We start from the raw sequence: 18,943 nt of genomic DNA on the forward strand, positions 1-18,943 counted from the left end.
GGGGAGGGACGGTGCGCCCGCCGGGCTTCCCGGCCGGTCAGCCGGGCCTTTCTACGACATAGCACGATTTCTGGTGAAATCCGGTGACGCGGGCGCCCTCGGCCATGAGGCCGCCCAGCACCTCGCGCACGGCGTGCCGCCAGGCCTTGGCCGCCCCGGGGTCCCGGCGGCGCAGGGCCTCGACGTCGGCGGGCACCGCCACCAGCACCACCCGGGCGTCGGCCCGGCCGGGAACCGGGCGGCCGTCGCGGTCGCCCAGCCCCGTCGCGGCGTCCGGCGGCACCTCGGGCGGGCACGGCTCCCCTCCGACGGCGGCCGCCACGCGCGGTTCGGCGAGCCGCCAGACGGCCAGCACCCGGTCCGACTCGTCTCCGGCGTTGATCGCGTCGTCCATGGCGCCGTAGAACGACGGCAGGTACTCCTCCGGCAGGGCGCCGAGCTTGACCAGGTTGAAGTGGGCGTTGCGCCGTACCAGCGGGTCGTAGGTCCAGGTGATCCGGTCCAGGCCCCGGGCCAGCGCCCATTCGCGCTGGTGGAGCTTGAGCGCCAGCCCGATCCCGTGCCCGGCCTCGGCGCCGGTGACGTGGGAGTGCAGCGCCCGGCCCGCCGGGGCGGCCAGGAATCCGACCGACGCACCGGCCAGCCGCCCGTCCTGCGTGTAGGCCCCGGCCACGTAGTTGCCCGCGTGCGACAGCGCCCGCATCAGCTCGACCGTGGCGGGGGCGTTTCCGGGCTCGGGCCGCCAGATGCGGTCGAACAGCCGGAAGACCTGCTCGAACTCCTCCAGGGAGCGGAGCTCGCGCACCACGGTGCCGCTCACCGCGCTCCCGTCCCGGCCGCGCCCTCCCCGGCCCCGGCCAGGACCGCCTCGACCAGCCCGGCCAGCAGCGCCGTACGGCCCGGCATCTCGGCGACGACCACGTGCTCGTCGTCGGCGTGGGCACCGCCTCCGACCGCGCCGAGCCCGTCGAGGGTGGGACACCCCGCCCCGGCGGTGAAGTTGCCGTCGGAGGCCCCGCCCACGCCGGTCCCGGCGAGCGGGCCGAGACCCAGCCCGGCGGCGACCCGCTGGGCCAGGGCGAACAGCCCGGCGGAGGCGGACTCCTCCATCGGCGGCCGGTTCGGCCCGCCGAGGATCTCCAGCCGGGTCCCGGCGAGCCGGGGGGACAGTGCCCGCATCAGCCCGTCCACCCGCTCCTGCGCGGCCAGGGAAGGCACCCGCACGTCCACGGAGACCCGGGCCAGCGCGGGCACGGTGTTGACCGTCGTCCCGGCTGCCAGGACGGTCGGCGTGACCGTGGTCCCCGCGCCCGGAGCCGCGGGCGCGGTCCCCGCTCCGGGGACCGCCGGGTCCGCGCCCTCGTCCGCCGGTGCGGCGATGCCCTCGATCGCGAGGATCTGGTGGGCCAGCTCGACCGCGGCGTTCGCGCCCCGGCCGGGGTCGAGCCCCGCGTGCGCGGCCCTGCCGTGCACCAGGACCTCGTAGTTCGAGGTGCCCTTGCGCGCGGTCTTCAGCGCCCCGCCCTCGGCGCTCGCCTCCAGTACGAACGCCGCCGAGCACCGGAGCGCCGCCTCCTCCACCAGGGCGCGAGAGGTGACCGAGCCGGCCTCCTCGTCACCGGTGACCAGCAGGCAGACCCCGTCCAGGGACGGCAGCGAGGCCAGCGCGTGGAACGCCTGGACCAGCCCGGCCTTCATGTCGAACACGCCCGGCCCCCGGGCGATCCCGTCCGCCACCGACCAGGGCCGGGTCTGAAGGGAGCCGACGGGCCAGACCGTGTCGTGGTGGCCGAGGACGAGCACCCGGGGGATGCCGAAGGCCCAGCGCAGGTGGGTGACGCCGTCGATCACGATCTTCTCGGGCGCGGCGCCGAGCAGGCGGGTCCCCTGCGCGGCGACGACCTCGGCGCTGCGGGCGACCGCGGCCAGGTCGGCGGAGAAGGACTCGCAGGTGACGAGCTCCTCCAGGTCCCGCAGCATGGCCTCCAGCGCGGCGGGGCGGGAGCGGGGGGCGGTCAGACCGGCAGGGACGACCGGGCCGACGGAGTCAGCGGACACGAACCAGCCTTTCGACGAGGTTTACCGTGACCCTACAAAAGGAGCGCGACCGCTGTGCTCAGGGGACATCCCGAGCGGGACTCCCCGGTTCGCCCGGCCGGCCGGACCGGTGGCCGGCGTCAGGAGGCGGCCAGGGCGACGGTCGGGGACAGCCGGGCGGCCCGCATGGCGGGATAGATTCCGGCGAGCGTGCCGATGACGAGCGTGGCGCCGACCGCGCCCCCGATCGCCCAGGGCGGCACGACGGGCGGCCAGTCCCGCGACAGCGCGTACCCGACGGTGGCCAGGGCGCCCAAAACCGCCCCTGTGACGCCGCCCAGAGCGGACAGCAGCAGCGACTCCGCCAGGAACTGGACGCGTACCTGCCCCCGGGTGGCGCCCAGCGAGCGGCGCAGCCCGATCTCCCTGCGCCGCTCCAGCACCGAGATCACCATGGTGTTGGCCACACCGACCCCGCCGACCAGCAGCGCCACCGCCCCCAGCCCGAGCAGCAGGTTCGTGAACGCCCCCGCGGCGGCGGCCCTGGCGGCCAGCGCGTCGGAGGGTCTGCTGACCTCGACCTCCTCGGGGTTCTCCGGGCTGACCGTGCGGGGCAGGACCGCCCGTACGGCCTCCACCGCCTCCTCCGACGACCGCTCGTAGATCGTCGTGGGGTGCCCGTCGAAGCCCAGGTGCTTCTCGGCGGCAGGGAACCCGACCAGCGCCGAGCGTTCGATCTCGGGGGCGAGCGGCATCGGGCCCAGGACGCCGATGACGGTGAACCACCGCTCGCCCAGCCACACCTGGACGCCGGTCCTGGTGATGCCGAGCCTCTCGGCGGCCTTCGAGCCGAGGACCACGGCGGGCTGCCGCTCGGTGGCGGCGTTCAGCCAGGTTCCCTTCGAGACGGTTCCCTCCAGCGTGGTGAGCAGCTCGCCGGTCGCGGCCTGTACGGCGATGCCCCCGGTCACCGCCTCGGGGATGCGGTCGGTGCGCCGTACGGTCGCGTCCACCGATCCGGTGGCCGAGGCCGTGCTCACCGGCCCGATGCGCTTGACCATGGCGAGCGCGCCGGTGGGCAGCTGCGCGTCCTCCCCGAACAGGGTCTGGCCCGGCGAGACGGTGAGCAGGTTGGTGCCGAGCCGGTCGAGCTGGCGCAGCAGCTCCTCACGGGACGAGGACGAGATGCCGATCACCGCGACCATGGTGGCGATGCCGATGGCGATGCCGAGCGCGGACAGGACCACCCGGGCCGGGCGGGACCGGAGCCCGGCCGCGCCGACCCGCAGGACGTCGGAGGGGCTGAGCCGGGCGGGCGCCGGCCGTGCGCCGGCGCTCACCGTCGCACCGCCCCGTCGCCGGTGGCCGGAAGACTCATGCTGATGGCCGGGGGACTCATGCCGGGACTCCCTTCGTGATCTCCGCGGGGGGTGTGCGGCCGGAGCCCTGGTCCTCGACGATCCGGCCGTCGCGGACCCGGACGCGCCGTGGGCACCACTCGGCGATCTCCGCGTCGTGGGTGATGACGGCGATCGTGGTCCCGGCCGCGTGCAGGTCGCCCAGGACCCGCAGCACCTCCGCCCCCGCGGCGGAGTCCAGGTTGCCGGTCGGCTCGTCGGCCAGCAGCAGCGACGGCTCGCCCGCCACCGCGCGGGCCACCGCCACCCGCTGCTGCTCGCCGCCCGAGAGCTGGTGCGGCCGGTGTTCCAGCCGGTGGCCCAGGCCCACCCGCTCCAGGGCGGCGGCGGCGCGCTCGCGCCGGACCCGCCGCGGGGTGCCGGTGTAGAGCAGGCCGTCGGCCACGTTGTCCAGCGCGCTCACCCCCGAGGCCAGATGGAACTGCTGGAACACGAAGCCCAGATACCGTGCGCGCAGCGCCGACAGCTCGCGGTCGGAGAGCCGGGCGACGTCGTGGCCGGCGATGCGCACGTTCCCGCTGGTGGGCAGGTCCAGGGTTCCGATCATGTGGAGCATGGTGGACTTGCCGGAACCCGACGGGCCGACGATGGCCAGCAGCTCGCCGTCGGCGACCGTCAGGTCCACCCCGCGCAGCGCCCGCACATCGCCGTAGGACTTGCTCACTCCGCGCAGTTCCACCACGTACGGCTCGCTCATGAGGACGGCACCCCGACCTTCGTACCCTCGGTGAGCCCCGCGCCGGTGACCTCCACCAGGCCGCTGCCGAAGACGCCGGTCTTCACCGCCACGATCCGGGTGGCGCCCCCGGTGTCCTCCACGACCTCGACGCCGAAGCCGCCCTCGCGCAGCGCGACCAGCGCCTCCACCGGTACGGCGAGCACGTCCTCGCGCCGTTCGCTCTCCAGTTCCACCTCGACCGGGGCCTGGTCCATCCTGGTCTTCGGGTCCTTGCCCAGGGTGATGTCGACGTCCACGGTGACCTCGCTCTCCTGCGCCGGATCGCCGGTCCCGGAGGTCTCGGCCACCCGGCCCACCGAGGTGATCTTCCCGGTCACCCGCTCGCCGCCGGGCAGCTCCACCGTGACCCGGGCGCCCTTCCTGGCCAGCGCCTGGTCGGTGGCGTCGAGGTCCACGTGCACCAGCCGCCGGATGCCGGTGACGGTGAAGACCTCCTGGCCGGGGGCGACCCTCCGGCCGACCTCGGCCCCGACCTCGGTCACCCGGACCGCGGAGGGCAGGAACACCACCTGAGAGGCGTCCACCGCCCCGGTCTCCGGCAGGCCCGCGTCGTCCTGCCACTCCAGCACGGCCAGATAGGTCGCGTAGCTGAAGTGGTCGTCCACGGTCAGGTCGTCGCCGTGGCCGAGCGCCCTGAGGTTGCGTTCGAGCTGCTCGACGTCGGGGCCGTCGGAGACTCCCCGCCGCAGCTCCCGGTAGAGCGGCAGCCTGCCGTACATCAGGACCAGGGGCTCGTTGTCGATCCTGAGCAGCGGGCGGCCCCGGCGGACCACCGAGCCCTCGGCGGCCGTCCACGTCACGGTCCCGGAGGCGGCCGCGGCCACGTGCCGCTCACCGGCGTAGGTGAGCGTCCCGTCGACGGTCCTGGTGTCCACCAGGTCCGTTCGGGTGATCTCGGCGGTGGCCGCCGGGGCGGCGGAGCCGCCGGGCGCCGCCGCCCCGGCGGAGCCGTCGCCCGCCACGGCCACCGCCGTCCAGGCGGCGGCCACCGCCAGCACGGCCACGCCCCCTGCGATCAGGCTCTTCCTCACTGCTGACCCCCGGCGCCCGGCGCGAACTCCTTGCAGGCCTCCTCGGCTTCCTTGAACTTCTGCTCTCCGCCCTGCATGCGCAGCTGCACCCTGCCGTCGGGCCCGGGGTCGGGCATGTCGACGCCGTGCTCGCGCATGCACTGGGCGAACTTCAGCATCCGGTCGCGGTCCTGCGGGCTCTGCGGGCCCCTGTCCTTGATCACGCTCTCCATCAGCGGCTGGCACTCCTTCATGGCCTTCTCGGTCTTGGCCTGGTCCCCGGGGCGGGACTTGATGCTGATCCGGCCGCTCCCGTCCGGGTCGTCCATGTCGACGCCGTGCTCGCGCATGCACTGGGCGAACTTCAGCTGAGCCTCCTGCGGGTCCGACGGAGCCGAGGACGACGCCGGCGACGACGCCGGGGCGGTGGGCTGCGCCGTACCGCCGGCGGCGCTGGCGATGTCGTCCCCGCCGGGGTCGGCGCCGCCGCACGCGGCGAGGGCCAGTGCCAGCAAGGCTGCGGCCGGCAGCAGTCGGACGTTCATGGATCCTCCTTCACGCCGCGGGTCGGTCGCCCGGGGCGTGGCCCCACTCCAGCGGGCCCGGTGCTAAAACCGGATAAGCCGAGATCGCCTTATCCCCGTCTAACGCGCGCTGGAGGACCCTCGGAGCCGACGGAAGGGATCGGGATGAGAGTGCTTGTCGTCGAGGACGAGGAACAGATGGCGGAGGCGATCGCGCGAGGACTGCGGTTGCACGCCATCGCCGTCGACGTGGCCTACGACGGCCGGGAGGCCCTGGAGATGACCGCCTACGTCGACTACGACGTGGTCGTGCTGGACCGCGACCTGCCGGAGGTGCACGGCGACGAGGTCTGCCGCGAGCTGGTGGCCGGGGGCGCGGCGAACCGGATCCTCATGCTGACCGCCGCGGGGCAGGTCCGCGACCGGGTCGGCGGGCTGGGCCTGGGCGCCGACGACTACCTGGCCAAGCCGTTCGTCTTCGCCGAGCTGGTGGCCCGGATCCGCACGCTCGCGCGCCGCCGCCCGCGGCCCGCGCCGCCCGTGCTGGAGCGGGCCGGGATCCGGCTCGACCCCGCCCGCCGCACGGTCGCCAGGGACGGCAGGGAGATCGCGCTGAACCGCAAGGAGTTCGACGTCCTGCGCGAGCTGCTGGGCGCCGGCGGCGCGCTCGTCACCTCGGCCGAGCTGCGCAGGAGCGTCTGGGACGAGTACGCCGGGGAGGACACCGCCGTGCTGCGCGTAACCGTCACCTCGCTGCGCAGGAAGCTGGGCGAGCCCCAGGTGGTGGAGAACGTGCCCGGCAAGGGATACCGGCTGTGACACCGCCGGGGACACCGCCGGGGACACCGCAGGGCCCGGTCCGCAGGGCCGGCGCCTCCGCCGGACGGGCCTTCGCGGCCGTCCCGCCCTGGAACAGGCTGGGACTGCGCGCGCGGCTCACCCTGCTGTACGGCGGGCTGTTCTTCCTGGCCGGTTCGGTGCTGCTCGGATTCACCTACCTGCTGACGGCCCGGGCGCTGAGCCAGCAGTTCCTCGTCAAGATCGAGGGAGGGATGATCTCCGGCCGGCCCCCGGCGCCGTCCGGGGAGCCGCCCGGGGGGAGGATCCTGCGGGAGACCCTCACCCGGGAGGCGGAGAAGGAGATCCAGCAGCGGGCGGCCGACGTGCTCAGCGAGATGCTGCGCTCCTCGCTCGTCGTCCTGGTCCTGATCGGGATCGTCGCGCTGCTGCTCGGCTATCTGGTCGCCGACCGGGCACTGCGCCCGCTCGACCGGGTGACCGAGACCGCGCAGCGGCTCTCGGAGAGCACCCTGCACGAGCGGATCGCCCTGCAGGGCCCGCACGACGAGGTCAAACGGCTGGCCGACACCTTCGACGCGATGCTCGACCGGCTGCACCGGGTGTTCGACACCCAGCGCCGGTTCATCGCCAACGCCTCGCACGAGTTGCGCACCCCGCTGGCGGTCAACCGCACGGTCCTGGAGGTGTCGCTGGAAGAACCGGCCGCCTCACCGGACCTCAAGGCGCTGGCCCGGGCGCTGCTGGGCACCAACGCCCGCTACGAGCGGCTGATCGAGGGCCTGCTGCTGCTGGCCCAGTCCGAGCAGGAGCTCACCACGCGCCGGGCCGTCGACCTGGAACAGGTCGTCGGCACCGCGCTGGAACAGCTCGACCTGCAGCCCCGCGGGCGGCGCGTCACCGTCCACCGGGACCTGCGCCCGGCGGTGGTCCACGGCGACCCGCTCTTCCTGGAACGCTGCGTGTTCAATCTCCTGGAGAACGCCGTCAAGTACAACGTCCGCGACGGCGACGTCTGGGTGAGTCTCAGCGGTGGTGGTGGCGGTGGCGCGGCCGTCACGGTGGAGAACACCGGCCCCCCGGTCCCGCCGTACGAGGTGGACGACCTGTTCGAGCCGTTCCGCCGGCTGAACGGAGACCGCGTGCGCTCGGCCCGCGGCGCCGGGCTCGGCCTGTCCATCGTGCGCGCGATCACCGACGCGCACGGCGGCACCGTCACCGCCCGTGCCCGCCCCGAGGGCGGCCTCGCCGTCACCGTGCGCCTGCCCTAGCGGTGCTTTCCCGTCTGGGCCGGGGCGGTCGCCGCCCGGCGAAGCCGTCGAGGACGGACACCGGATCGGAGGGCTCGGCTTCCCGTCCGGCAGGCAGGAAGCGGCCGTGCCCGCTAGCCGGACGGCGGCTTGTCTCTTTAATGTGATCATTGTGGATGATGTTGAACCGTTGAAGCTGCCGCCGATGGTGCTCCATCGGGGCGAGACGCCCGCTTTCCTGCTTCGGTGGCGTCGCACCGAGGCCGACGGCCGGATCACCTGGTGGGGTGAGCTGGCGATCCTGCAGCCGCACGAGACGTCCGGCGGTGACCCGGTGACGCAGCGCTGGGTCGAAGCGGGCGAGATCGTGAAGCTGCCCGACGTCGACTACAGCGGTGTCCCGGCTCCGGTCCGGCGCTCCAGCGGGGCCGGCCAGACGTAGCCGTCCTGCCCGCTCGCCGTGCGCCGGAGCCGAGTGCCGACGCCGGAGCCGAGTGCCACCCGGGAGGTGATGAAGGAAAATTACAGAACATTCGCGGCCGATGTAAATTATTGACGCTGTGCCGTACGGGCCCTTATGGTCCGGGAAAGTCCCTCCTTCCCGGCTCGGCGAAGACCCCTACGGAGCGGTTCATGAAGCGTCCGGCAGCGGCAGCGGCGTTGCTCGGCCTCGCCGCCGTCACGGCACGCAGCGGCAGCCCGGGAGACGGGCACGGGGACGGCGGTGGCGGTGTCTACACCACGATCGACGGTCTCCGGCCGGGCATCGACGCCAACGCGCCGATCAACCCGTGATCGACGTCTCGCTCCGGCTGGGCATCCTCGCGCTCCTGAAGGACCTGCGCGAGCGGCTCGGCGTGAGCGTGCTGTTCATCACCCACGATGTGGCGACCGCCCGGTACATCGGCGAGGACGGCGAGCTGTACGTCATCCACCGGGGGCAGGTCGTCGAGCGTGGCCCGGTGGAGGCGATCATCTCCGGTCCGGTCCACCCCTGCACCCAGTCGTTGCTCTCGGCCATCCCGGTGCTGCACGGTCCGGAGGCGCCGGGCGGGCCTCCTGGCTCCGCCGCCGCGACCTGGTGTGACCGCCGGACGGCCGGCACGCCGGCTTCGGTGCGGCGGGTGGCACGACCCCATCGATGGAAGACGATGTGCACGTGATAAGTCTTTGATGAAAATAAGCGACATGGGGCATCATGACTGATCCACTCGCCGGCCTGGCCACCGAGCAGAACGATCCGCGGTACCGGGAGATCGACCGGCTCTCGACCGAGCAGGCGGTCCGGCTGATGAACGCCGCCGACGCGACGGTGCCCGGGGCGGTGGCGGCGGTGATCCCGGAGATCTCCGCCGCGATCGAAGCGATCGTCGACCGGATGAAACGGGGCGGGCGCCTGGTCTACGTGGGGGCGGGCACCTCGGGACGGCTGGCCGTGCTGGACGCCTCCGAGTGCCCCCCGACCTTCGGCACCGACCCGGAGCTGGTGCAGGGCGTCATCGCGGGCGGCGTGCCCGCGCTGACCCGTTCGGTCGAGGGGGCCGAGGACGACGCCCCGGCCGGAGCCGCCGCGATGGTGGAGCGGGAGGTGGGCGCGCTCGACTCGGTGGTGGGCGTCTCCGCCAGCGGGCGGGCGCCGTTCGTGGTGGGAGCCCTCCGGGAGGCGGCCCGCAGGGACGCGCTGACCGTGGCGCTGTCGTGCAACGCGGGCACCCCCATCTCTGCGGCGGCCCGGTATCCGATCGAGGTCGTCGTCGGGGCCGAGGTGGTGACCGGGTCGACTCGCCTCAAGGCCGGGACCGCGCAGAAGCTGGTCCTCAACATGATCTCCACGATCGCGATGATCAGCCTGGGACGCACCTACGGCAACAACATGATCGAGGTGTCGGCGGCCAACGCCAAGCTCGCCGACCGGGCCATCCGGATGGTCAGCGACATCACCGGGGCCGGGATCTCCGCCGTCCGCCCCGTGCTGGAGGCGGCGGACTGGAACGTGAAGGTCGCGGTGCTGATGATCGGGCAGGGCCTGGACAGCGAGGGCGCCCGGGCCCTCCTGGCGGCCCACGGCGACAGCCTGGAGGCCGCCCTGGCCGCCGGGGGAGTGCGCGGTGCCTGAAGCCCTCCCGGGACGGGCCGCCGCGGTTCCGTGAGTCCTCGGGCGCGCGGCCCCGGGTCATCCTCGCGGAGGAAGAACGTCGTCCGCGGGTCGTAGACCACAGCCGTGAGGCACACCCGCAGGACCGGTGCGGTCGGCCGAAGAGCCGATCCGCCGGGCGGCGTCCCGGTGGAAGCCTGGTCACCGAGCGGTACGGCACCCGCCTGGCGGCGGTTCACCGCCCGTGACGGACGGCCGTCCGGTGGGTGGGTTCCCTCCGGTGTCGGGCCGCACCGGGCAGGCGCCGTACCGCCCTTTTCGCCGGCACCACACGGAGATCGGATACATGGCAACGAAGACGGGGGGCGCCGGGAAACGATCCGGGCGCAAGGGGCGGCTGCGCAGGGCGGGCCGGATCGCGGGAGGGACGCTGGCCGTGCTGATCGCCCTCGCCGGTGCCGCCTTCGGGGCCGAGGCCGTCGCGGAGTCGGGGGACGACACCCGCCACCCGATGCCCGGCAGGCTCGTCGACGTCGGCGGGCACCGGCTCCACCTGCACTGCGAGGGTCCCCGCGCCGGAGGACCGACCGTGCTGCTCGACGCCGGGTGGGGCGAGTCCTCCAGCACCTGGGCGGGGGTGCGCTCCGCGCTCGCCGCCCGCTCGGTCCGGGCCTGCGCCTACGACCGCGCCGGATACGCCTGGAGCGAGCCCGGCCCCGGTCCCCGGGACGCGGGCAGGGCCGCCGGCGAACTGCACGCGCTGCTGGAGCGCAGCGGCGAGACCGGGCCGTTCGTCCTGGCCGCCCACTCCTACGGGGGGCACGTCGTCCGCCTGCTCGCCGACCGCCACCCCGAGCGGGTCGCGGGACTGGTCCTGGTGGACGTCACCGACGCGTCCGGGAAGTCGGACGCCGCCATCGAGGCGAGCATCCCGCTGATGACCGGTCAGACACGCCTGTACGGCCTCGCCGCCCGCTCCGGGCTGATCCGGCTGGCCGGGGACTGGCTGCTGCCGGAGGACACCACGGCGCCGGGTCGCGAGCACGCGCCGGTCGTCTACGGGCCCGGCTCGATGACGGCGGCGGAAGAGGAGGCCGAGGTGTTCCTGTCCAGCACCCGGCAGGTCCACGCCACCGAGCGGCCCGGAGCCTGGGGAGACATGCCCGTCGTCGTGATCGCCGCGCGCGCCGGAGGGCCGCCGGGGATCTACGAGGCCCTGGCGAAGCTCTCCACCCGCGGCCGGTACGTGCTCGCCGACACCGATCGGCACTACGTCCACCTCGCCCGGCAGGACCTGGTGGTCGACGGCATCCTGGACGTGGCCTCCGCCGCCCGGGCCGGGACCCGGTAGCCGCCCCGGCGTCCCGGCAGCCGCGCGGCCGGGCCGCCGGACCACGATCACCCGGGGACGTCTCGCCCAAGCCGGTCGCCGTCCCGACCGGGCGCCACTAGGCTGCGGGCATGACCTGGTGCCTCGCGAGCTTCCGCCGGTAGCATGCCGATCTCCGAGTTCCTCGCCTCGCTGCGCGCCCGCGTCGGGCACGATCTCCTCGTCCTGCCGTCCGTGTGCGCCTGCGTGTTCGACGACGGCGGCCGCCTCCTCCTGGCGCGGCACGAGAACGACGTGTGGGCCCCGCCGGGCGGCCTGGTCGAGCCCGACGAGCATCCCGCCGACGCCCTGGTCCGCGAGGTCCGCGAGGAGGTGAGCCTCAAAGTGGAGGCGCTCGACGTCATCGGGGTTTACGGGGGACCGGAGTTCCGCCTGCTCTACCCGAACGGGGACCAGGCCTCCTACGTCATCACGGTGTACGGCTGCGCGGTCGCGGGCGGTGAGATCGTCCCGGACGGGGAGGAGATCAGCGAGGCGCGCTTCATGTCCGAAGCCGAGATGGCGGGGCTGCGGCTGTCCCGTTGGGCGCCCGTCGTGCTGCCCGACGTCTTCGCCTGGTGGCGGGCGCGGCAGGGCTGACCGGCCCGTCCGCCGGAGATCCGCCGGACGGACCCGGCGCGTTCCGCACCCGCCGGGCGGAACCGGCGGATGCGCAGGCGCTCAGCTCTGGGGCGTCGACGAAGCCCTGCCGCGGCGAGGGAAGCCGGCGAGAAACTCCTCCAGGGCGTCGCGGGTGGCGCGCAGAGCGGGGTCGGAGGCGCCGAAGGTGCGCTGGGCGACGCCGACGAAGACGCAGTCGACGATGAGCAACTGGCTGATCCGGCTGGCCAGTGCGCCGGGGCGGAAGGCGGTCTCGCGGCCCGCGGAGACCATGACGTGGTCGGCGAGCTCGGCCAGTGACGAGCGCGGGTTGTTGGTGATGGCCACGGTCGTGGCCCCGGCCTTGCGGGCGACGCGAACCGGGCCGAGCACGTCGGGGGTCTCGCCGGTGCAGCTCACGCCGACCACCACGTCACCCGGCTTGACCAGCGCGGCGCTGGTGACGGCCAGGTGCGCGTCGGTGAAGGCGTGGCCGGACAGGCCGATGCGCATCAGCTTCTGCGCCATGTCCACCGCGACCAGGCCGGACGCGCCGACCCCGTAGACGTCCACCCGGCGGGCCGCGGACACGGCTCCCACGACCGCGTCCAGCGTGTCGGGGGAGAGCTGCGCGGCGGTGTCGGCCAGCGCCTCCGACTCGGCCCGGGTCACCTTCGCGATCACGTCGGTGAGCGGGTCGTCGGGTCCGAGGTCGCCGGGGACCAGCCGCTCGGGCGTCTGGCTGGCCACCGCCGCGGCCAGCGCGAAGCGCAGCTGGGAGTATCCGGCGAAGCCCAGGGCCCGGGCGGTGCGCACGATGGTGGCCTCGCTGGTGCCGGAGATCGCGCTGAACTCGGTGATGGTGCTGCGGGCCACCATCCCCGGGTCGTCGAGGATGCGATGGGCGATGGCCTGGGCCGCGGGGGTGAGGGAGGGCAGGACCGCCCGGATCGTCGCGACCAGGTTCGCCGGGCTGGGACTCTCGTTCTCGGTCATGGGCGACTCCCGCGGCGAGGTCGCGCGGCGGGACCGTCGTGCTCGTTCATATCCACCCTCTCGTGTCAGCATCAGCTTATTTGTCGCTGATCAACCATCGCGCGACCACGTGGGCGGAAGCCCGTGGAATGCCCTGAGCAGTGATATACACCGGCCCGATCGGCTCGCCGGGAATTCCGGTCTCGACCACGGTCGTGCCGGGGCGGAGCCGTACGGCCCGCGCGGCTCCGCCCCGGACTCGCAGGAGAGGCCCGGCCCGGGCCGCCTCCCCGCAGGTGTCGGACGGCGAGGAACCGGACGACCGGAGCAGATTACACATCGATGACACTTTCTTTCATTGCCATTGATATGAAAGTAACTTTCTGCCACCGTCATCATCGGCGCTCCCTTCTTCATGCCCCAGGAGTCCGCATGAGCTCACCCACCCGGCGCGCGGTCCTGCGCGGCCTCGGCCTCGCCGCCGCCGCGTCGGCCGTGCCGCTGCCCGCCTCCGCCACAGCCTCCAGCGCGGTCTCCGCCGCAGCCTCCGCCCCGGGCCCCGGCGCAGGTCTCGCCTCCGCCGCCCACGCAGCCTCCGCCCCGCCGCTGCGCCAGATGCGCGGCATGTGGATCGCCTCGGTGGTCAACATCAACTGGCCGTCCAGGGCCGGCCTCCCCGCCGGCGAGCAGAGGGCCGAGTACCTCGCCTGGCTCGACCTCGCGCAGGCCCGCAGGCTCAACTCGGTCTTCGTGCAGATCCGGCCGACCGCCGACGCCTTCTGGCCCTCGCCGTACGAGCCCTGGTCGCAGTACCTGACCGGCACGCAGGGGCAGGACCCCGGCTACGACCCGCTGGCGTTCCTGGTGCAGGAGACGCACCGGCGGGGCCTGGCCTTCCACGCCTGGTTCAACCCCTACCGGGTGTCGATGCAGGCCGATCCGGCCGGCCTCCATCCCGACCACCCGGGCCGCAGGCACCCCGACTGGATCGTCTCCTACGGCGGCAAGCTCTACTACAACCCGGGCATGCCCGAGGTCCGGGCGTTCGTACAGGACGCCATGATGGACGCGGTCACCCGCTACGACATCGACGGCCTGCACTTCGACGACTACTTCTACCCGGTCAACACCACCGCCTTCGACGACAGCGCCGCCTTCGCCGAGCACGGCCGGGGCTTCCCCGACCTGGCCGCCTGGCGGCGCAACAACGTCGACCTGCTCGTGCAGGAGATGCAGCAGCGGGTGCGGCGGGCCAGGCCGGAGGCCGCCTGGGGCATCAGCCCGTCCGGCATCTGGCGCAACAAGGCCACCGACCCGCTCGGCTCCGACACCTCCGGCGGCCAGTCCTACGACAACCTGCACGCCGACACCCGGGGCTGGGTCAGGAAGGGCTGGCTGGACTACATCGCCCCGCAGCTCTACTGGTACATCGGCCAGTCCAACGCCGACTACGCCAAGCTGGTCCCGTGGTGGTCCGGCGTGGCGGCGGGCACCGGCGTGCAGCTCTGGATCGGCCAGGCGGCCTACAAGGCCGGGACGGCCGGGCAGCCCGCCCCGTGGTTCCAGCCCGACGAGCTCACCCGGCACCTGACGCTCAACCGGGACCACCCCGAGGTCGGCGGCGACATCTGGTACAACTCCGGTGACGTGCGGGCCGACCGCCTGGGCTCGATCACCACGGTCGTGTCCGACCACTACGCCCGGCCCGCGCTCCCTCCGCTGCTGCCCCGCCTCGCGGGCGGTCCCGCGCCGCGCCGCCCGGTCCTCGTGACGGCTCGCACGGTGGCCGGAGGGGTGGAGCTGCGGGCCGTCGCGACCGGCCGGAACACCCCCTTCCAGTTCGCGGTCTTCCGCCTCGACCGCGAGGCCCGGCCCGGCGACTTCGCCGACGCGCGCCACCTGGTCGCCGTCCTCCCGGGCGGCCGCCGCCTGCGCTGGGTGGACCCGGAGGGGACCAGGGGCGCCCACTACTACGTGACGGCCGTCGACCGGGCCGCCCGCCGGAGCGAGCCGAGCCGAGGCCGCCGGGTGGCGGCCTGACGGCCGGGACCCGCCCGGGCGGGGTCAGGAGATCAGCTTCCGGTGGGCGGCAAGGGCGTCCGGCAGGACCGCGTGGAGGGCGAGCGCGGCGGCTCCCGCGGCGCTGTCGCGGGCGGTGACGGCGGTGCCGCCGAGCTCGGCCCGCACCCTCGCCGCCAGCAGTGTGGGCTTGGTGAGCAGGGAGCCCGCGAGCACCAGGGGCCCGGAGCGGGATCCGGAGCCGGGACCGAGCGCGCGGACGGTGGAGACGAGCCGGTCCGCCGCCTCCCGGAGGATCCCGAGGGCCGTCTCGTCGCCGCCGCGCGCCGCCGCCTCCACCGCCGGGGCCAGCCGACCCAGCCAGGCGGGGCCCGCCGCCGCCATCCCTCCGTGAATGGCCTGGACGACCCGCTGGGCGGTCAGGGGCGCCGAAACCGGGGGCCTCGGGCCCGGCGCGTCACCGGTGATCGCGGCCTCTCCCCGGGGCGGGGTCTCCTCGCGAAGGGGCGCGGCCTCCGGCTCGGGGAGGGCTTCCCCTCGCAGGGCCGAGGTCTGCCCGATCTCCCAGGCCACGACCTGGGCGGTGACCGCGTCGAGGAGCGCCGTCGGCCCGGCCCGGCCGTCGAGGAGGGCCAGCACGGCCTGTACGGCCCGCTGCCCGATCCACACCCCCGACCCCTCGTCCCCGAGGAGCCAGCCGTGCCCGTCGGCTCGGCCGGTGAGGCGGCGGCCGGTGATCCGGGCGGCCACCGCGCCGGTCCCCGCGATCAGGACCGTTCCCGACGGCTCCTCGGTGGCCCCGGCGAAGGCGGCGAGCGGATCGGGGACGATCTCGGGCCGCCCGGCCAGCCCGCAGCCGCGCCACACCTCCCAGACGAGGGAGTCGGCCCGCCCGCCCGCCGACTCCGCACCCGCCAGAGCGAACACGCCGGCCGCGACCTCTCCGGGGGGAAGCCCCTCCAGCGCGGCCAGGAGCGCCGTGCGCAGGCTCGCTCCGGGGTCGGCGGCCGACAGGATGTTGGCGCCCGCGCCGTATCCCCGCCCGGCCACCTCGCCGCCGCCCGTCGCCACCACACAGCGGGTGCTCGTCCCGCCTCCGTCGACGCCGATGGCCAGTGTCGTCACGCCTGCTCCGTTCCGGGCTCCGGCGGAGCCCTCGTCGCGGGAGCCATTCTCCTGGATCGGCACCGAGCCGCGCGCTGTTCTGGTAGGGATTTTCCGGATGCATCGCTTCGGTGAAGAATTGCTCCAAGAGGTGGCGTGCGGGTGCTCGGGCTGACCTCGGGCCGGGGACGCCCGCCGTACGACCTCACCGCCCGGCCCGCTCCCGCCTCAGCCGAGTGACGCCGAGACCAGCTCTCGCGCCGCCCGCTGCACCTCGGCCAGGTGCTCGGGACCCTTGAACGACTCGGCGTAGATCTTGTAGACGTCCTCGGTGCCGGAGGGGCGGGCGGCGAACCAGGCGCTGTCGGTGCAGACCTTGACCCCGCCGAGGGGCGCGCCGTTGCCGGGAGCGGAGGTGAGCACCTGCGTGATCGGCTCCCCTGCCAAGGTGTCGGCGGTGACCTGCTCGGCGGAGAGCCGGGCGAGCACCGCCTTCTCCTCCCGGGTCGCCGGGGCGTCGACCCGGGCGTAGGCCGGGGCGCCGAACCGGGAGACCAGCTCGGCGTAGTGCTCGCTGGGCGAGCGGCCGGTGGTCGCGATGATCTCCGCGGCGAGCAGGGCCATGATCAGGCCGTCCTTGTCGGTGGTCCACGCCGAACCGTCCCGCCGCAGGAACGAGGCGCCCGCGCTCTCCTCGCCGCCGAAACCGAGCGAGCCGTCCAGCAGCCCCGGCACGAACCACTTGAACCCGACGGGCACCTCCACCAGCCGCCTGCCCAGGCCGGCGGCGACCCGGTCGATCATGCCACTGCTCACCAGGGTCTTGCCGACCCCCGCCCCGGCGGGCCAGCCCGGCCGGTGGGAGTAGAGATAGGAGATCGCCACGGCCAGGTAGTGGTTGGGGTTCATCAGCCCGCCGTCGGGGGTGACGATGCCGTGCCGGTCGGCGTCGGCGTCGTTGCCGGTGGACACCGCGAAGGCGTCGCGGCCCGTGATCAGCGAGGCCATGGCGTAGGGGGAGGAGCAGTCCATGCGGATCTTCCCGTCCCAGTCGAGCGTCATGAACCGCCACGTCGGGTCGATCGACGGGTTGATCACCGTCAGGTCGATCCGGTGCCGCTCGGCGATCTCCGCCCAGTAGGCCACGCTCGCTCCGCCCAGCGGGTCGGCGCCGACGCGCACCCCCGCCGCACGGATCGCGTCGAGGTCGATCACCGAGGGGAGGTCGTCCACGTAGGCGCCGAGGAAGTCGTGGCGGAGGGTCGTCTCCGCGGCCAGGGCCCTGGCGTACGGCAGGCGCCTGACCTCCTTCAACCCGTCCGCGATCAGCGCATTGGCCCGGTTCTGGATCCAGGAGGTGGCCTCGGTGCCCGCCGGGCCGCCGTCCGGCGGGTTGTACTTGAAGCCGCCGTCGCCCGGCGGGTTGTGCGAGGGGGTGACGACCACCCCGTCGGCGAGCCCGGTGGTGCGCCCCCGGTTGTGGGCGAGGATGGCGTGCGAGATCGCCGGGGTCGGAGTGTGGCCGTCCCGGGGGTCGATCATCACGGTCACCCCGTTGGCCGCGAAGACCTCCAGCGCCGAGACCCGCGCCGGTTCGGACAGTGCGTGGGTGTCGGCCCCCAGGAACAGCGGGCCGTCGATGCCGCGTGCCGCCCGGTACTCCACGATGGCCTGGCTGGTGGCGGTGATGTGGTCCTCGTTGAAGGCGGCGTTCAGTGATGAGCCGCGGTGCCCCGAGGTTCCGAACGCCACCCGCTGACCGGCCTCCGCGGGATCGGGGTGCAGGGCGTAGTAGGCGGTCACCAGGCGGGCCACGTCCACCAGGTCGGACGGCTGGGCGGGCTGCCCGGCGCGCTCGTGCGTCATCAAGATCTCCTCATGTCGTCCCGGGAAAAGCTACATACCCGCCTTCCCGGCATTTCGACGAGTGCGCCGGTCACGGATCGCAGGCCCGGCTCGATCCGGATGACGCGGAAGGTTTTCTTCCGCGTCGCCTGGCATCGTTGGAGGCATGCTCGACACCTCGGCGCGCCTGCTGCGCCTGCTCTCCCTGCTCCAGACTCCCCGCGACTGGTCCGGTCCCCAGCTGGCCGAGCGGCTCGGCGTCACCACCAGGACCATCCGCAACGACGTGGAGCGCCTGCGCGCCCTGGGCTATCCCGTACACGCCACCCCGGGCGCGGCCGGCGGATACCGGCTGGGCGCGGGGGCGGCCATGCCGCCGCTGCTGCTCGACGACGAGGAGGCCGTCGCGGTCGCCGTCGGGCTCCGCACGGCCGCCGGGGGATCGGTCACCGGCATCGAGGAGACGTCGCTGCGGGCCCTGGCCAAGCTCGAACAGGTCCTGCCCTCGCGGCTGCGCCACCGGGTCGGCGCGCTGCACAGCCACATGGTCCCGATCTCCGGTACAGGCCCCACGGTGGCGGCGGACGTCCTGACCGCCATCGCCGGGGCATCCCGCGACCGCGAGCGGCTGCGCTTCGACTACACCGGGCACGACGGCGCGAGCGGCCCGCGCGAGGCCGAGCCCCACCGGCTGGTGCACGCCCGCGGACGCTGGTACCTCGCCGCCTGGGACGTCGCCCGCGACGACTGGCGCACCTTCCGGGTCGACCGGATGCGCCTGCGCACCCCCAACGGCCCCCGCTTCGCCCCGCGAGAGCCCCCCGAGGGCGGATTCGCGGCCCATGTCGCCAGAGGACTGGAGACGGCCGTCTGGAAATACGTCGCCCGGGTGACGGTCCACGCTCCCGCCGAGGAGATCGCGCCGCGGCTGCCGCCCTCGGTCACCGTGGAACCGGTCGGCGAGCGCACCTGCGTCATCACCACCGGATCCGACACCCCTCACATGCTCGCCCTCTACCTCGGCATGCTCGAGGTCGACTTCGAGGTCGCCGAGCCGCCGGAGCTCGTCGAGCACGTCCGCGCGCTGGCCGCCCGCTACGCCCGCGCGGTCGGCGGAACCTCCGGCTGATCCCGTACCGGACCCCGCCCGGGTGGGAGGG

19 protein-coding genes are annotated in these 18,943 nt (G+C 74.1%); 10 read left to right on the forward strand and 9 right to left on the reverse strand.

All coding sequences use genetic code 11. The features are described from left to right. Positions 1-37: 37 nt before the first annotated feature. The 6 genes from HS041_RS21405 to HS041_RS21430 all read right to left on the reverse strand — a co-directional run bounded on the left by HS041_RS21405 (position 38) and on the right by HS041_RS21430 (position 5,749). On the reverse strand, positions 38-820 hold the full coding sequence (locus HS041_RS21405; RefSeq protein WP_196442418.1) for a GNAT family N-acetyltransferase: 783 nt from the start codon (positions 818-820) through the stop codon (positions 38-40). Further along, positions 817-2,058, reverse strand: coding sequence for a M20 family metallopeptidase (locus HS041_RS21410; protein WP_307845393.1), 1,242 nt, complete (start codon positions 2,056-2,058; stop codon positions 817-819). The genes HS041_RS21405 and HS041_RS21410 overlap by 4 nt, the downstream gene beginning before the upstream one ends. Positions 2,059-2,177: 119 nt before the next feature. After that, on the reverse strand, positions 2,178-3,377 hold the full coding sequence (locus HS041_RS21415) for an ABC transporter permease (protein ID WP_196442419.1): 1,200 nt from the start codon (positions 3,375-3,377) through the stop codon (positions 2,178-2,180). 55 nt (positions 3,378-3,432) lie between these two features. Then, a complete protein-coding gene (locus HS041_RS21420) occupies positions 3,433-4,152 on the reverse strand; it encodes an ABC transporter ATP-binding protein (RefSeq protein ID WP_196442420.1) in 720 nt (239 codons plus the stop codon). Then, the gene (locus tag HS041_RS21425) at positions 4,149-5,225 is read right to left on the reverse strand and encodes an efflux RND transporter periplasmic adaptor subunit (RefSeq protein ID WP_307845394.1); all 1,077 of its coding nucleotides are present in this window, start codon (positions 5,223-5,225) and stop codon (positions 4,149-4,151) included. The genes HS041_RS21420 and HS041_RS21425 overlap by 4 nt, the downstream gene beginning before the upstream one ends. Next, positions 5,222-5,749 carry a hypothetical protein gene (locus HS041_RS21430; RefSeq protein ID WP_196442421.1) on the reverse strand — a complete coding sequence of 176 codons (528 nt, stop codon included), beginning with the start codon at positions 5,747-5,749 and terminating at the stop codon, positions 5,222-5,224. Before HS041_RS21430 ends, HS041_RS21425 begins: the two co-directional genes overlap by 4 nt. Positions 5,750-5,893: 144 nt before the next feature. On the opposite strand from HS041_RS21430, the gene HS041_RS21435 reads away from it, so the two are divergent. From HS041_RS21435 to HS041_RS21470, 8 genes are all read left to right on the forward strand, one after another. Then, a complete protein-coding gene (locus HS041_RS21435; protein ID WP_196442422.1) occupies positions 5,894-6,547 on the forward strand; it encodes a response regulator transcription factor in 654 nt (217 codons plus the stop codon). After that, positions 6,544-7,797: a sensor histidine kinase gene (locus tag HS041_RS21440; RefSeq protein WP_307845395.1), complete on the forward strand. Its 1,254-nt coding sequence runs from the start codon at positions 6,544-6,546 to the stop codon at positions 7,795-7,797. The genes HS041_RS21435 and HS041_RS21440 overlap by 4 nt, the downstream gene beginning before the upstream one ends. 151 nt (positions 7,798-7,948) lie before the next feature. Next, positions 7,949-8,218, forward strand: coding sequence for a hypothetical protein (locus HS041_RS21445; protein WP_196442423.1), 270 nt, complete (start codon positions 7,949-7,951; stop codon positions 8,216-8,218). A gap of 191 nt (positions 8,219-8,409) precedes the next feature. After that, on the forward strand, positions 8,410-8,571 hold the full coding sequence (locus HS041_RS21450; RefSeq protein ID WP_196442643.1) for a hypothetical protein: 162 nt from the start codon (positions 8,410-8,412) through the stop codon (positions 8,569-8,571). Continuing rightward, on the forward strand, positions 8,568-8,939 hold the full coding sequence (locus HS041_RS21455) for a hypothetical protein (protein ID WP_230879168.1): 372 nt from the start codon (positions 8,568-8,570) through the stop codon (positions 8,937-8,939). Before HS041_RS21450 ends, HS041_RS21455 begins: the two co-directional genes overlap by 4 nt. A 35-nt stretch (positions 8,940-8,974) precedes the next feature. Further along, positions 8,975-9,892 carry an N-acetylmuramic acid 6-phosphate etherase gene (gene murQ / locus HS041_RS21460; protein WP_196442424.1) on the forward strand — a complete coding sequence of 306 codons (918 nt, stop codon included), beginning with the start codon at positions 8,975-8,977 and terminating at the stop codon, positions 9,890-9,892. A 325-nt stretch (positions 9,893-10,217) separates the two neighbouring features. Continuing rightward, positions 10,218-11,222 (forward strand): alpha/beta hydrolase, encoded by a 1,005-nt coding sequence (locus tag HS041_RS21465; protein WP_196442425.1) that lies wholly within the window; start codon positions 10,218-10,220, stop codon positions 11,220-11,222. Between the two features lie 144 nt (positions 11,223-11,366). After that, positions 11,367-11,840 (forward strand): NUDIX domain-containing protein, encoded by a 474-nt coding sequence (locus HS041_RS21470; protein ID WP_196442426.1) that lies wholly within the window; start codon positions 11,367-11,369, stop codon positions 11,838-11,840. Positions 11,841-11,921: 81 nt separating this feature from the next. Here the strand turns inward: HS041_RS21470 and HS041_RS21475 are convergent, their stop codons facing one another. After that, entirely contained in the window at positions 11,922-12,836 is a 915-nt protein-coding gene (locus tag HS041_RS21475; RefSeq protein WP_196442427.1) for a MurR/RpiR family transcriptional regulator, read from the reverse strand. 411 nt (positions 12,837-13,247) lie between these two features. Here HS041_RS21475 and HS041_RS21480 point away from each other — a divergent pair, with 411 nt between their 5' ends. Continuing rightward, positions 13,248-14,855, forward strand: a complete 1,608-nt coding sequence (locus tag HS041_RS21480; RefSeq protein WP_196442428.1) for a glycoside hydrolase family 10-like protein — start codon at positions 13,248-13,250, stop codon at positions 14,853-14,855. A gap of 24 nt (positions 14,856-14,879) precedes the next feature. Here the strand turns inward: HS041_RS21480 and HS041_RS21485 are convergent, their stop codons facing one another. Together HS041_RS21485 and pgm are read right to left on the reverse strand one after the other, a co-directional pair. Then, positions 14,880-15,959, reverse strand: a complete 1,080-nt coding sequence (locus HS041_RS21485) for an N-acetylglucosamine kinase (protein WP_196442429.1) — start codon at positions 15,957-15,959, stop codon at positions 14,880-14,882. 207 nt (positions 15,960-16,166) lie between these two features. Further along, complete coding sequence (pgm, locus tag HS041_RS21490; RefSeq protein ID WP_196442430.1) at positions 16,167-17,804, reverse strand: phosphoglucomutase (alpha-D-glucose-1,6-bisphosphate-dependent); 1,638 nt, start codon at positions 17,802-17,804, stop codon at positions 16,167-16,169. A gap of 145 nt (positions 17,805-17,949) precedes the next feature. Between pgm and HS041_RS21495 the strand changes: the two genes are divergently transcribed. Next, complete coding sequence (locus HS041_RS21495; protein WP_196442431.1) at positions 17,950-18,912, forward strand: helix-turn-helix transcriptional regulator; 963 nt, start codon at positions 17,950-17,952, stop codon at positions 18,910-18,912. The last annotated feature ends 31 nt before the right edge of the window (positions 18,913-18,943 follow it).

This window comes from Planomonospora sp. ID67723 (assembly GCF_015711605.1).
In the GTDB taxonomy this organism is placed as follows: Bacteria; Actinomycetota; Actinomycetes; order Streptosporangiales; family Streptosporangiaceae; genus Planomonospora_A.

Bases quoted from the DNA above. Each gene is read 5' to 3' on its own strand.
- HS041_RS21420 (WP_196442420.1), bottom strand. From the start codon at position 4,152: ATGAGCGAGCCGTACGTGGTGGAACTGCGCGGAGTGAGCAAGTCCTAC.
- HS041_RS21430 (WP_196442421.1), bottom strand. From the start codon at position 5,749: ATGAACGTCCGACTGCTGCCGGCCGCAGCCTTGCTGGCACTGGCCCTC.
- HS041_RS21435 (WP_196442422.1), top strand. From the start codon at position 5,894: ATGAGAGTGCTTGTCGTCGAGGACGAGGAACAGATGGCGGAGGCGATC.
- HS041_RS21450 (WP_196442643.1), top strand. From the start codon at position 8,410: ATGAAGCGTCCGGCAGCGGCAGCGGCGTTGCTCGGCCTCGCCGCCGTC.
- murQ (WP_196442424.1), top strand. From the start codon at position 8,975: ATGACTGATCCACTCGCCGGCCTGGCCACCGAGCAGAACGATCCGCGG.
- HS041_RS21465 (WP_196442425.1), top strand. From the start codon at position 10,218: ATGGCAACGAAGACGGGGGGCGCCGGGAAACGATCCGGGCGCAAGGGG.
- HS041_RS21470 (WP_196442426.1), top strand. From the start codon at position 11,367: ATGCCGATCTCCGAGTTCCTCGCCTCGCTGCGCGCCCGCGTCGGGCAC.
- HS041_RS21475 (WP_196442427.1), bottom strand. From the start codon at position 12,836: ATGACCGAGAACGAGAGTCCCAGCCCGGCGAACCTGGTCGCGACGATC.
- HS041_RS21480 (WP_196442428.1), top strand. From the start codon at position 13,248: ATGAGCTCACCCACCCGGCGCGCGGTCCTGCGCGGCCTCGGCCTCGCC.
- pgm (WP_196442430.1), bottom strand. From the start codon at position 17,804: ATGACGCACGAGCGCGCCGGGCAGCCCGCCCAGCCGTCCGACCTGGTG.
- HS041_RS21495 (WP_196442431.1), top strand. From the start codon at position 17,950: ATGCTCGACACCTCGGCGCGCCTGCTGCGCCTGCTCTCCCTGCTCCAG.